Source organism: Methylophilus sp. (assembly GCF_008015755.1).
In the GTDB taxonomy this organism is placed as follows: domain Bacteria; phylum Pseudomonadota; class Gammaproteobacteria; order Burkholderiales; family Methylophilaceae; genus Methylophilus.
On sequence record NZ_SSGF01000022.1, the window covers coordinates 1 to 13,445 of the forward strand.

Below are 13,445 nucleotides of genomic sequence, written 5' to 3' on the forward strand. Positions count from 1 at the left end.
GGCTGGCAACATGGTGGCGGTTCCGTATGGGGCTGGTGGCCATATGATGCACGTACAAACCTGGTTTACTACGGTACTGGTAACCCATCCGTATGGAACCCAGATGTACGTCCAGGCGACAACAAATGGTCCATGACAATTTTTGCTCGTGATTTGGACACTGGTGTGGCTAAATGGGGCATGCAAATGACTCCACACGATGAGTGGGACTACGACGGTATTAACGAAGTGATCCTGTTCGACAAAGGTGGCAAAACATACGCATGGCACCATGACCGTAACGGTTTCATCTACACATGGCAAGCTGGTAACGGCACATTGGTAGCTGCTGAAAAAGTACACCCATTCGTTAACTGGGCAACTGATGTTGACCTGAAAACAGGTGTGCCTAACAAACTGGCATCTGCTTCTACTCACCAAGACTACAACGCTAAGGGTGTTTGCCCAGCTGCTCTGGGTACTAAAGACCAACAGCCAGCTGCTTACTCTCCAAAAACTGGTCTGATGTACACACCATTGAACCACGTATGTATGACTTACGAGCCAGTTGAGTCTAAATACGTTGCTGGTCAACCATGGGTTGGTGCTACTTTGACTATGTTTGCTGGTCCTGACGGCGTAATGGGTGGCTTCGGCGCTTACGATCCAATGACCAACAAAAAAGTTTGGTACAACAAAGAGAAATTCTCTGCATGGGGCGGTGCTCTGACTACAGCTTCTAACATCGTGTTCTACGGTACTCTGGATCGTTGGTTCAAAGCTGTTGATGCACAAAACGGTAAAGAACTGTGGAAATTCCAAGTTGGTTCCGGCGTGATTGGTAACGCATTCACATACGGCAACAAGGGTAAACAATACGTTGGCGTACTGTCCGGTATCGGCGGTTGGGCTGGTGTTGCGATGAACTTGGGTATGACCAACGACACAGACGCACTGGGTGCTGCTGGTGGTTACAAAGAGTTGACCAAGTACAACGCTGCTCCTGGCGGCGGTGCACTGAACGTTTTCTCACTGTAATTTGAGCTAGTCTTAAGTTACACGTAGTAATACGTTGACTCCTCAACACCCTGCTTCGGCAGGGTGTTTTTTTTCATGAATATCATGATTCAAAACAATGGGAATAAAATTAAATGTGTTTTGGCTACAAATGAAAACGCATTCACGATAAGATGATTCAGATTGTCGTTGGTTGGCAGAACTTTTGCGCGATGCGAGGCTCCAAAAACGACAGGAAACAATCACAACAAGGATGAAGTCAAAATGAGAACTACATGGAATATACTGGGTGCGTTTGCGATGATGTTTGCCACACAAAGTGTGGTGTTTGCCGAAGAAATTGATATCCCGTCTATTAATCCGGACGAAGGCCGTATTGGTGAAGTGCGTCGTGTGGCGGATGAGTCAGAGTTTAAAGTCTGTTCAGACCCCGACAATATGCCTTACTCCAACATCAAACTTGAAGGGTTTGAAGACAAGATCGCTAAAGTGTTGGCCGATGATCTGGGTAAAAAGTTGACCTTTCAATATGCGTACAATCGTCAAGGTTTTTTGCGTAACACCATTAACGCCATGCGCTGTGATGTGATTATTGGCATGACTTCCGATTTTGATGGTTTGAGAACTTCCAAGCCATATTACCGCTCTGGTCATGTGTTTGTCTGGCGTAAAGACAGTAACTACGACATCAATAACTGGGATTCCCCAGATCTTAAAAAAGGCATTATTGGCATTGTCGATAAAAGCCCTGCAACCATTCCTTTAAACGACTTCAACTTGATGACAAACGCACGCCCTTACCGTTTGCAGCGTGATTTGAATTTACCAACCAGCTTTATTATCGATGACTTGGTTAAAGGTGATATCGATGTCGCCGTTATGTGGGGTCCGATAGCAGGCTATTTTGCCAAGCAGTCTAAAGTGCCTTTGGAAGTGCGTTTGATTCCTGAATACAATAAAGTAAACCTGAAAGGTAAGGAATACTGGAACATTTCAGTGGCTGTTCGCATGAAAGATAAAGATCGTATGAAAATGATCAATGAAGCGCTGGAACGCAACAAAGACAAGATTGATGCGATCCTCAAAGACTACGGCATTCCAACTGTGCCTGTGGTTGAAGGCGACAGTGTGTATAAAAAATAACACTCATCGTGAAAAAGTTTTAAAAACAGACAGTTGCTAATGACAAGGCAAAAGAAACGCAGTAGAATCGTTGCCTTGTTTTGAGATGGCGCAGTGAAACTTTCTGTTATTAAATTCGGAAATATTCGTCAACCGTTTCTGGAACGATTCGTTAAATGAGCATGCGTTAATGTTGGTTGGGTCTAGATATTAACGTCGCTCATTTTGTTTAGGATTAGGAGAAAACATGTTAGGCAACACATTTAAATCAGCATTGTTGATTTCCTTGATGGCATTTGCCACAGGTGCGATGGCTGATATCACTTTTTCAGCTACTCAAGACGGCTCAACCATCAACATCGACAAAGCAATGTTTGATACAGATGCTTCAAAAGAGTTTTTGGCTACAGGCAAAAACCCTTATATCGGTAACGAAGAAGCGATCAAAAAAGGCAAGAAGATTTTTAACTTGTACTCTTGCGTTGCTTGTCACGGTGGTAAAGGTGAAGGCGCAGTTGGTCCAGGCTTGATCGGTGCAAACTTCCGTTATGCGAAAAACGCAACTAACAAAGGGATGTTTGAAACCATCTGGCACGGTACTAACGGCGGTATGGGTGCTAAAGGCTTTGGCTTGATGGCTCCAGATGACGGCATCAAACCAGACGAATTGCTGAAAGTGATTGCTTTCATTCGCAGCAATAGCAATGTAGGTACGACAGGTAACGAATAATTCGTTACGAATAAAAACGGTCACTGAGGTGACCGTTTTTTGTTTTTGTGGCACAATAAAAACAGTCGGTTTGATTATAAAAAACAAATAAAAACCGTTTTATTTCAAAGAACATGGATCTTAAGAAAGTTGGGGGTAATCATGAGAAGTATGCTTTTGACAGCGCTGCTCGCCACGATGCTGGCAGCATGTAATAACGGTGGTCAATCTGGTGCAGCCGCAGATGCCGGCGGTGATATCAAAGCGGTTCAGTTTGTGACCACACAAGATGGTCAGCCGTTGGTAATTGATCAAAAAATGTTTGATACCCCTGCTGCCAAGGAGTTTTTGGCAACGGGTAAAAACCCTTACATTGGTAATGAAGAAGCGATTAAAGAGGGTAAAAAAAGATTTAACTTGTTCTCTTGTGTGGCTTGCCACGGTGGACATGGCGAAGGCGCTGTTGGTCCAGGCTTGATTGGTGAAAATTTCCGTTACGCCAAGAATGCGACTAACAAAGGCATGTTTGAAACCATCTGGCATGGCACGAATGGTGGCATGGGTGCCAAAGGCTTTGGTTTGATGGCGCCGGATGATGGCTTGAAGCCGGATGATGTATTGAAGGTCATCGCTTTTATTCGTAGTCATGCCAAAATTACTGGTAACGAATAACGGTATAATTGAGATGTTGTGCGCGCTTGGCAGTACGGCAGGCGCGCTTTTTTATTGAAGGATGGAAGCGTGACAGACGAAAATGATTTACACCATGTCATCATTGTAGGTGGCGGAGCCGGTGGCCTTGAGTTGGCGACCAAACTGGGTGACTCTCTGGGCAAAAAGAAAAAAGCCAGCATTACGCTGATTGATGCAACCAGAACCCATGTATGGAAACCGCTACTGCATGAAATTGCAGCGGGTAGCATGGACCCGGATCGTCATGAGCTGGAGTATTTGGCACAGGCGCACTGGCATCATTTTAAATTCCGTCTTGGCCGCATGGATGGACTGAACCGCAGCACGCGTGAAGTGTTGCTAGCGCCAGTGCATGATGAAGATGGTAATGAGATTATTGCGCGCCGTTCGTTCAAATATGACACCTTGATTATTGCCGTGGGTAGTACCACCAATGACTTTGGGATTAAAGGTGCGCGTGAGTTCTCAATGGCGCTGGACACCCAGTCACAAGCCCAGAAATTCCACCGTTATCTGCACAACGCTTTGTTGCGTGCACAAACGCAGCCTGAGCCATTAAAACCAGGTCAGCTGGAAGTCGCGATCGTGGGCGCAGGCGCGACTGGTGTTGAGTTGGCAGCTGAATTGCATAATACAACACGTGAGTTGGCAGCGTATGGCCTGGATAAAATTGACGCAGATCGTGATGTGAAAATCTCACTGATTGAAGCGAGCGATCGTATCTTGCCTGCATTACCCGCTAAATTGTCGTATGCGGTGGATGTTGAATTGCGTAAATTGCGCGTCAACGTCTTCACTGGCGAGCGCGTGACCGAAGTCTCAGCGAAAGGGATTACGACGCATAGCGGTCGTACCATTCCAGCAGAATTGGTCGTATGGGCGGCAGGCATCAAGGCACCAGATTTCTTAAAAGATATCGATGGCCTCGAAACCAACCGTATTAACCAGTTGGTGGTGAATCAGCACCTGCAAAGCACGCGTGATGAGAATATTTTTGCCTTTGGTGATTGCGCGGCTTGTCCATGGCTGGGCCATGATACGACAGTACCACCGCGTGCGCAGGCAGCGCACCAGCAGTCTTCACTGCTGGTTAAAACAGTTAAAGCGCGTGTGGCTGGCAAAGCACAATTACCTGAGTTTCATTACACGGATTACGGCTCATTGGTGAACCTGGGTAAGTACTCTACCGTGGGTAGCCTGATGGGCGCCGTGGCCGGTGGCAGCATGTATATTCAAGGCCTGTTTGCGCGAGTGATGTATCGCTCGTTGTACAAGATGCATTTGATGGCATTGCATGGCATTCTGGCAGTGATTGTGCATACAATTGGACGCATTATTTCCAGACGGACTGAACCGCATGTCAAATTGCACTAACTAGTTCGATTCGCATGACAACAAAAAAGGCGCCATATGCGCCTTTTTTGTTGTGCAGTATTACAGCCTTATTTTTGAATTTGCTTGCGGTAAATCACGGTAATCAAAGACATGCTGACGATAATAAACACACCAAAAATAGCGACAATGGTGTTGATATCGAGTTTTGCGCCTACCATCCAAGTGTAAGCACCCAATAGCAGTAATATGCCTATGTTTTCATTAAAGTTTTGCACCGCAATGGAATGACCAGCACCCAGCAAATGATGTCCTCTATGTTGTAACAGCGAGTTGAGCGGTACCAAAAAGTAGCCTGACAGTACGCCAATCACGAACAGCAAAATACCGGCCAGCACCGCGCTGTGGATGACCATCATGCTGATGACCAGAATGCCCATATAAATACCTGCAGGTAATACTTTGACCGCGTTTTCCAGCTCAACATAGCGCGACGCAATGATAGAGCCAGCCGCAATCCCAACCGCTAGAATGGCAATCAAATAGGTTGCTTGCTGTTGCGAAAACCCTAAGCGGACATCAGCCCATTGTAGTACGACAAACTGTAGTGTAGCCCCTGCGCCCCAAAACAAGGTGGTTACTGCCAGTGAGACTTGTCCTTGCGGATCTTTCCACAGTGTGACAAACGCATGCCAAAAGTCTTTGAGTAAAAAGCGCAGTGTTTTTTGCTCAACCTTGTGATCAATCGGCACTTTTGGAATGTAATAGTTAAACCCCGCCGCCAGCAAATACAGCAGCATGATGAAGGCGATGCCGATATAAGGGTTATTTGCCGACAAGGTAGAGCCAAGCACAGGTCCCAGGATAATGGCCGTGACGGTGGTGCCTTCCATCCAGGCGTTGGCTTTAATCAGCAGCTTGGATGGCAGCATTTCGGTCAGGATGCCGTATTTTGCCGGGGAGTAAGCAGCAGCACCGACGCCGACCATGGCATAAGCATATAGAGGTGGGACGCCGACCAGTGCCATTAAACAGCCGATAAACTTCAGACCGTTGCTTAAAAACATCACGCGGCCCTTGGGCAATGCGTCAGCAAATGGGCCGACAAAAGGCGCCAGCACTATGTAAGAGATGACAAAGAACTCTCGCAGCAGCGGTTCGTGCCAGCTCGGTGCATTAAGCTGAGCCAGCAGCGCAATCGCTGCAAACAAGAGCGCATTATCAGCGATTGCCGATAAGAACTGGGCAACCAGTAAGGTATAAAAGCCTTTAACCATCACATTCAAGCAGACTGTGTCTACAGGACCTCGGCTGCAAAATCGGCCAGGCGCGAACGTTCGCCACGCACCAGGGTGATATGGCCGTTGTGCGACCAGTTCTTGAAGCGATCAACCACATACGTCAGGCCAGAACTGCCTTCGGTCAGATAGGGGGTATCGATCTGGGCGATGTTGCCTAAACAAACGACTTTAGTGCCCGGGCCTGCGCGCGTAATCAGGGTTTTCATTTGTTTGGGCGTCAGGTTTTGTGCTTCGTCGATAATTAAAAACTTATTGAGGAAGGTACGTCCGCGCATGAAGTTTAACGATTTAATTTTAATGCGGGTGCGGATGAGGTCCTGGGTAGCTGCACGCCCCCACTCACCGACATCCTCATCGGTTTTATTCAATACGTCCAGATTGTCTTCGAGTGCGCCCATCCATGGCGCCATTTTCTCTTCTTCGGTGCCGGGTAAAAAGCCGATGTCTTCGCCCACCGGCACGGTGACGCGGGTCATGATGATTTCTGAGTAGCGCTTTTTATCCAGTGTTTGTGTCAATGCCGCTGCCAGCGTGAGCAAGGTTTTACCGGTGCCGGCCTGGCCTAGCAGGGTAACAAAATCAATATCAGGATCCATCAGCAGGTTGAGTGCAAAGTTCTGCTCGCGGTTACGTGCCGTAATGCCCCACACGCTGTGTTTCGGGTTCTGGTGATCATGAACGATTTCCAGCACTGCCGAGTTGTCTTCAATTTTGCGGACAATGGCGTGAAAAGGTTTATGATATTCATAAAACACAAATTCATTGATCAGCAATGACTTGACGATAGGGCCGTTGATTTTATAAAACATGCGGCCAGATTCCTGCCAGGAGTGCATGTCTTTGCTGTGTGCATCCCAGAAATCTTCCGGCAGTTCACGCAGGCCGGTGTACAGCATATCGCTGTCTTCGAGCACTTTATCGTTAAAGTAGTCTTCAGACGGCACGCCCATGGCGCGCGCTTTAATGCGGATATTAATATCCTTGCTGACCAGAATGACATTGCGTTTAGCAAACTGTTTTTTTAGAGACAGCGCAACGCTGATGATCTGGTTATCTGCCTTGCTGCCTGCCAGGCCTGGCAGATCAGTCGGCACATGTTCCATTTGGAAGAACAGCTTACCGGTGAGGTGGCGATTGCCCTGAATGCCCAGTGGGCAGCCTTCTTCCAGTTTGTCCGTGTCTATGCTGCCGATGATTTCTTCGAGAAAACGGCTGGCCTGACGGGCATTGCGGGCGACTTCTGTCAGCCCCTTTTTGTTGTTGTCTAGTTCCTCCAATGTCACCATTGGCAAATAAACATCGTGCTCTTCAAATCTGAACAGAGACGAGGGGTCGTGCATCAGCACATTGGTATCAAGAACAAACAGCTTGGTGTGTAGAGCACTGGCCATAGAAAATCACTTTATGAGTGGGAAGACTGAATACTGGCATAGACCTCGGCGGCATGCCCATCCACTTTGACACCACGCCATTCGCGCACGATGATGCCTTGTGGGTTGACCAGGAATGTACTGCGTTCAATGCCACGTACCTGTTTTCCGTACATGTTTTTCATTTTAATGACGTTGAATGCCTGACAGGCGACTTCTTCGGTGTCAGCAATCAACTCAAACGGAAACGTGTACTTGGCTTTGAAATTTTCGTGTGATTTCAGGCTGTCGCGTGAAATGCCAAAGATCACCGCATTGGCCGCCACAAACTGATCATGCAGGTCACGAAACTGCATGCCTTGCGTTGTACAGCCAGGGGTCGCGTCTTTGGGGTAAAAATAGACAACAAGAAACTTACCTAAATAGTCTTTGCTATTAAATTGCAGGCCGGAGGTGGCCGGTAAGGAGAGTTCTGGAACAGGTGAATTCAACATAGTAGTCATGACAATCACTTCATCACATTGTTTATAAAAATACAAAATTAAGCAAGCACAAAACACACATTTTCATTTTAGCCGTCGCGCTTGTCATTTACTGCGGCAAGGTGATGGTAATACGGGTGCCTTGGCCTGGCTCGCTGTCAAATGCCATGGCGCCGCCCAGCTCTTCACAGACCTTGAACGCAAACGGAATGCCGAGGCCGGTGCCGAAACGTTTAGTGGTCGGGCCTGGTGTCAAGGCATGCGGCTCTGGCTTGAAGGGCATGCCTGGTCCCTGGTCGCTAATGGTAATCGTCAGCAGATGGTTCACCAACGCGCACATTAACTGGATTTCAGTCCCTTTGGGTGACGCTTCTGAAGCATTTAGAAGCAGGTTGTACAGCATTTGTTCCAGCAAATGTTCATCTGTGAGCACCAGCCGTTTGATAGTAGCGCTGTTTTCAATTACCTTGATCTGTTTTTCATTCAGCTTGGGCTGCAAGGTGCTGATGGCGCCCTGCACGATAGAAGACAGCAATAGCTGATTGAGCATGGGTTTGATCGGGTGCAGGTAAGACAGCAGGCTGCCTGTCCAACGTTCGAGCCGGTCTACGGTGTGGATAATGCCCTGAATCGATTCCAGCGTGTCTTTGTCGAGCAGTGGGTCATCAATCACCTGTGCCGTCGCACGGATGCTGGCCAGCGGGTTGCGGATATTATGTGCCAGCATGGGCACCAGCAGTCCAAGTGCGGCCTGTTTTTCGCTTTTAACCAGCGCGTCACGGCTCGCCGCCAGGTCTTCCGCCATTTTGTTGATTTCCCTCGACAGCACGGCCAGCTCTTCTGCGCCTGCTTCGGGAACTTGATGAGTCAAGTTGCCAGCACTGATGGCGTTAGTAGCCTGCATGATGTCGTTAATAGGCCTGACAATAGAGTTTTTCAGAATGCGCCGTGAATACACAATCAGGATGCATGCCAGAATCAGTGGCAATGACAGCACCGCGATTGAGTTGCTTCTGGCGTCATCCAGCCGATGTTTAATTTCGCCTTGCTTCACAAAAAGCAGGTTTTCGGCACGCTTGGAAACCTCTTCGTAGTGTCTGAAAATGCCGGTTTCAATATCCTGATAAATAGACTTTTGTGCTTTACGATCCGGATTATGCTGGTAGCGGTAAAACAAGGCGGGCGCTTCGTTCACCAGATTGCGGTATTTTAGTTCAATCTCCATCAAGGCATCGCGTTCTTCCTGGTCGATGGCGATGCTTTGTAAGCGCTCCAGATGGTCGAGAATGGAAGTGGTGTATTGGTTGTACTCCTGTAATGCATTTTCTTCCTGCAAAAAAAACGCATCAAACAGCTCTTTGGTCTGGCGATAGAGATCCCCGCGCACCAAGTAGATTTCCTGAATCACAAAGTTAATACGTTGTGATTGCTTGGAGGCTTTGTCCCACAAGTAAATACCATAGCCACCGCTGGCCACGGCCAACACGATAAGAGCAATAAAATACAGGTCATGAAACAGCAGCAGGTGCCGTAGCGGTTTGTCTCTGATTGAGGAGTCTAAGGATGAGCGCTTGAAAAACATGGTTGCTTAACTGGCCAGCTTAAAGCTAACCGGCACATTGGTCGACTTCAACCTGCCGCGCAAGATGTCGTTAAACAGGGATTTAAACTGCGACTTTTTGATGGTGGCAATTGCGGCTTCATCCAGTGCCTTATTGCCGCTGGACTCCACCACTTCAATGCTGGTGACATTGCCATGGTCATCAAAAGTAATGTGCAGATTAGTCACGCCTTCGATGCCACGGTCTAGCGCAATTCTAGGATAGCGCAGGTTTTTCTGGATTTCACGCTGTGCCGCTTCTTTAAAAGCATTGCGCGCCGCTTCTAAATCGCCTTCACTCGGCCCGGTGGCTTTCACCGGCTCAGGTGGCGGTGCCGGGGGCGCAGGTGGCGGCACCACCACTTCTGGCTTCGCTTCACTGACGCTTGGTTTGGCTGCGATCACTGCCGGCGCAGGCGATTCAACCACCGGGTGTGCAGTGTCTGAGGGTGGTTCCGGGGTGATGGAAGGCTTTTGTGGCGTGACTGGCTTTTGCTCAACGGGTTTGGCTGCTTGCTTTACCGGTGGTGGCTTAACAGGCTCCGGTTTAGGGGGTGTTGGCGTAGGCTCCGCTGGCGCCACGGGCACTGCAGGCGCGGGCGGTTGTTCTTTTACCAGCTCAATGCGGATTTCCTGTTTTTTGGGCGGTGGCAGGTCATAGTCTGGCTTGGGCATGGTAAACATGATCGCGGCATGGATGAGCAGTGAAGCGATCAAGCACCACTCTAATACATGATTGAACTGTTTTGATTCTTTTAACACGGCTTGCACGCCAACACCCTTATGATTAACCCCCACTGCGAGCCGACACTATAAGCTATTTTTTATGATTCATGCCAGCTTGCGCGCGTTGGGGGAGGTTAGCAAATGCCGTGAAAAGGTTGCACTTCAACCATGCTGCCTGCTGCCAGTGCAGTCGTGGATTCATCTAGCACAATAAAGCAATTGGCCTGGCTCATGCTGCTCAAAATGCCGGAGCCTTGTTCGCCTGTGGTTTTGACTTTCCAGTGTTCGCCGTCTTTGAATAATATGCCGCGCTGAAACTCGGTACGTCCGGCGGCTTTTTTAATCGCGCTCACACACTCGACCCGAAATGCAGGCTGGGTCAATGCGCTGACACCCATCAGACTTTTAAGCGCGGCTTGTACAAACTGGTAAAAGGTCACCATGGTAGACACCGGGTTGCCGGGTAAGCCAAAATAATGTGACTGGCCAATTTTGCCATAGGCCAGCGGACGACCCGGTTTCATATTGATTTTCCAGAATAAGACCTGGCCATGTTTTGCCAGCAGTTGCTTCATAAAGTCAGCTTCACCCACTGAAACACCGCCACTGGTGATCACGACATCATGCGCTGCGGCTGCATCTAGTAATGTTTTTTCGAGGGCGGCAGGATTATCAGCGACATTGCCGAGGTCATGCACGTCTGTGCCCAGCGCCTGCAACATGCCCCATAAGCTATAACGATTGCTGTCGTAAATCTGGCCCGTTTGCAAGGGCTGACCGACGCTGACCAACTCATCGCCGGTACTGAAGAAAGCTACTTTCAGGCGGCGATAAACCTGAATCTCGGCAATGCCGAGGGAGGCCAGCAAGCCCATGTCGGCGGCTTGTATTTGATGCCCACGCAACAGCACAGACTGGCCCAGCGCAATATCTTCTCCGGTCAGGCGGATGTTGGCGCCAACGGCTGGCGTTTTGAGCAGCGTGACCTTCCCATTTTCAGTTGCGGTATGTTCCTGCATCACAACGGTATCCACACCGGGCGGAATCACTGCGCCGGTCATGATTTTGACACAAGCGCCTGTAGGCAACTCACCGCTAAAGGGATTGCCCGCAAATGCAGTGCCGACGATTTTCAGTGGCTGCGTGGCTTCTGCATGTCTAAAAGCAAAGCCGTCCATGGCCGAGTTGTTGTGCCCGGGCACATTCATGCCGGAAGTCACGGCCACTGCCAGTGTGCGCCCCAGCGCCTGCTTGATACCGATGGTTTCGGTGTCTTGTACGGGCGATAAAAATTGCTGGATATACTGACGCGCTTGCGTCACCGACATCGCGTTAGGGTCGTAATCGTCTGCGCAGGAAGGGTTGCTGGCCAGTTGCTGCAAAAGGGGTTGGTTATTCATGACGGCTAAGAGGGGGATTGGTTGATGTTAGTAAACGCTTGCTCATCTTCGAAGCTCACAAATACGTGGGGATGTTGGGCTTGCCAAGCACTGACTTTGCGCTGGCCTTGTGCCAGAAATGCATCAAGGTCTGCGCTTAATTGTCGTGGCATCAGGCAAAACACTGGGTGCGTACCACTGGCACTGCGCGCAATGGCCAGCATGGTGGGCGTGTTGTGAATAGCGGATGCCTGTTCTATCGCGCGGCGTAAGCGGCTGACCAAATCCAGAGGTAATAACGGCGAGTCACAAGGGACGCTGAGCACCCAGTCGGTGGTGGCATGGTGCATGCCTGCCAGCATGCCTGCGAGTGGGCCATCAAACTGATCGTTCGCATCGGTGACCACGGGGAGACCGTATTCTTGGTATTGATCGAGGTTGCGGTTGGCGTTAATGATGACCTGGTCTACTTGTGGCTGTATGCGTTCCAGCACGTGCGCGACCATGGGTTTATGCGGCTGGTCGGGTTTATGCTGATAGTCGACCAGGCCTTTATCCACGCCACCCATACGCATGCCGCGACCACCGGCCAGAATCACTGCGGTAATCTGCATTAACCACCTGTATGCGACATAAAGCGGATCACCGCAGGCGTGGCCCGCTGCAAATCAAAATCATGGCCTTCAGGCTTGATGCGCATGCCATGCAAAATGCCCTCAATCAGCGGTTGATCATCGTCAGGGTGATTACGTAGCAGCGGCAGTAAATTTACTTGGTGATCTTGCCCCAGGCACAAAAACAGCTCGCCCTGGCAGGTAATGCGCACACGGTTACAACTCTCACAAAAGTTGTGACTATGCGGCGAAATAAAGCCAATTTTGGTTGGCTGGCCATTGACCTGCCAATAGCGTGCTGGCCCGCCTGTTTTGTGGGTGCTGGGTGTGAGTGAGAACTTACTTTTTAGCAGAGCGAGCGTGTCAGTATTGCTGACGCAGCTTTGTTCGCGGTCATGCGCCACGGCGCCGAGCGGCATCTCTTCAATAAAGCTGATATCCACCTGTTTTTCAATCGCAAAGTTGACCAATGCTTCGGCCTCATCGTCGTTGATGCCACGCATCAGCACGCTGTTGATTTTAATGTTGTCAAAACCAGCAGACCTGGCTGCGTCTAGCCCGGTCAGCACTTTGGATAATTCACCCACGCGGGTAATGGTTTTAAAGCGTTCTGCTTGCAGGCTGTCGATAGAGATATTGATGCGTTTGACGCCAGCGGCTTTGAGTGCCACAGCATACTTATCCAATTGGCTGCCATTGGTGGTGAGTACGCATTCATCCAGCCCGGGCAAATGGCCAATCTCTTCAAACAGCCATAAGGCATTCTTGCGTACCAAAGGCTCGCCCCCCGTAATGCGAACTTTACGCACACCCATACGGACAAACAGTTTAACCAGGCGTGCGCATTCTTCGAGTGATAACACGGCATCGCGCGGCAGAAAAGTCATGTCTTCTGCCATGCAGTACTGGCAACGGAAATCACAACGGTCAGTGATCGACAGGCGGATATAGTCCACCCGCCGACCAAACTGGTCGATCAATTGTGAAGGAATGTTGGCAATGGTTTGCATGACGGTATCAAGGTCTAAAGTAATTCGTATTTTATGCCCTTTTTAGGCTTTCACAAGGCATAAATAGAGGATATGATTCGAGGGTGATGGAATGTAACTAAATTGTAACTA

12 protein-coding genes and 1 pseudogene are annotated in these 13,445 nt (G+C 49.3%); 5 read left to right on the forward strand and 8 right to left on the reverse strand.

From position 1 onward, the window contains the following. The 5 genes and pseudogenes from E6Q52_RS09030 to E6Q52_RS09050 all read left to right on the forward strand — a co-directional run. A pseudogene (locus E6Q52_RS09030) lies at nucleotides 1-1,017 on the forward strand (PQQ-dependent dehydrogenase, methanol/ethanol family); the annotation flags it as partial. A 243-nt stretch (nucleotides 1,018-1,260) separates the two neighbouring features. Next, a complete protein-coding gene (locus E6Q52_RS09035) occupies nucleotides 1,261-2,139 on the forward strand; it encodes a quinoprotein dehydrogenase-associated putative ABC transporter substrate-binding protein (protein WP_292821251.1) in 879 nt (292 codons plus the stop codon). Nucleotides 2,140-2,365: 226 nt separating this feature from the next. Beyond that, the gene (locus E6Q52_RS09040) at nucleotides 2,366-2,848 is read left to right on the forward strand and encodes a cytochrome c (RefSeq protein WP_292821252.1); all 483 of its coding nucleotides are present in this window, start codon (nucleotides 2,366-2,368) and stop codon (nucleotides 2,846-2,848) included. Between the two features lie 150 nt (nucleotides 2,849-2,998). Further along, complete coding sequence (locus E6Q52_RS09045; protein ID WP_292821390.1) at nucleotides 2,999-3,499, forward strand: cytochrome c; 501 nt, start codon at nucleotides 2,999-3,001, stop codon at nucleotides 3,497-3,499. 69 nt (nucleotides 3,500-3,568) lie between these two features. Further along, a complete protein-coding gene (locus E6Q52_RS09050; RefSeq protein WP_292821253.1) occupies nucleotides 3,569-4,894 on the forward strand; it encodes an NAD(P)/FAD-dependent oxidoreductase in 1,326 nt (441 codons plus the stop codon). Between the two features lie 68 nt (nucleotides 4,895-4,962). On the opposite strand, the gene lplT is transcribed toward E6Q52_RS09050, so the two are convergent. From lplT to moaA, 8 genes are all read right to left on the reverse strand, one after another. Continuing rightward, nucleotides 4,963-6,129, reverse strand: coding sequence for a lysophospholipid transporter LplT (gene lplT / locus E6Q52_RS09055; protein ID WP_292821255.1), 1,167 nt, complete (start codon nucleotides 6,127-6,129; stop codon nucleotides 4,963-4,965). 20 nt (nucleotides 6,130-6,149) lie between these two features. Beyond that, nucleotides 6,150-7,544 carry a PhoH family protein gene (locus tag E6Q52_RS09060; RefSeq protein ID WP_292821257.1) on the reverse strand — a complete coding sequence of 465 codons (1,395 nt, stop codon included), beginning with the start codon at nucleotides 7,542-7,544 and terminating at the stop codon, nucleotides 6,150-6,152. An 11-nt stretch (nucleotides 7,545-7,555) separates the two neighbouring features. Then, on the reverse strand, nucleotides 7,556-8,017 hold the full coding sequence (locus E6Q52_RS09065) for a peroxiredoxin (RefSeq protein WP_292821392.1): 462 nt from the start codon (nucleotides 8,015-8,017) through the stop codon (nucleotides 7,556-7,558). Between the two features lie 97 nt (nucleotides 8,018-8,114). After that, entirely contained in the window at nucleotides 8,115-9,587 is a 1,473-nt protein-coding gene (locus E6Q52_RS09070; protein ID WP_292821259.1) for a HAMP domain-containing sensor histidine kinase, read from the reverse strand. A gap of 6 nt (nucleotides 9,588-9,593) precedes the next feature. Continuing rightward, nucleotides 9,594-10,367: an energy transducer TonB gene (locus E6Q52_RS09075; RefSeq protein WP_292821261.1), complete on the reverse strand. Its 774-nt coding sequence runs from the start codon at nucleotides 10,365-10,367 to the stop codon at nucleotides 9,594-9,596. A 98-nt stretch (nucleotides 10,368-10,465) separates the two neighbouring features. Continuing rightward, nucleotides 10,466-11,731, reverse strand: coding sequence for a gephyrin-like molybdotransferase Glp (glp, locus tag E6Q52_RS09080; RefSeq protein ID WP_292821263.1), 1,266 nt, complete (start codon nucleotides 11,729-11,731; stop codon nucleotides 10,466-10,468). 5 nt (nucleotides 11,732-11,736) lie between these two features. Continuing rightward, nucleotides 11,737-12,324: a molybdenum cofactor guanylyltransferase MobA gene (mobA, locus tag E6Q52_RS09085; protein ID WP_292821265.1), complete on the reverse strand. Its 588-nt coding sequence runs from the start codon at nucleotides 12,322-12,324 to the stop codon at nucleotides 11,737-11,739. After that, nucleotides 12,324-13,334, reverse strand: a complete 1,011-nt coding sequence (moaA, locus tag E6Q52_RS09090; protein ID WP_292821266.1) for a GTP 3',8-cyclase MoaA — start codon at nucleotides 13,332-13,334, stop codon at nucleotides 12,324-12,326. Before moaA ends, mobA begins: the two co-directional genes overlap by 1 nt. Nucleotides 13,335-13,445 lie beyond the last annotated feature (111 nt).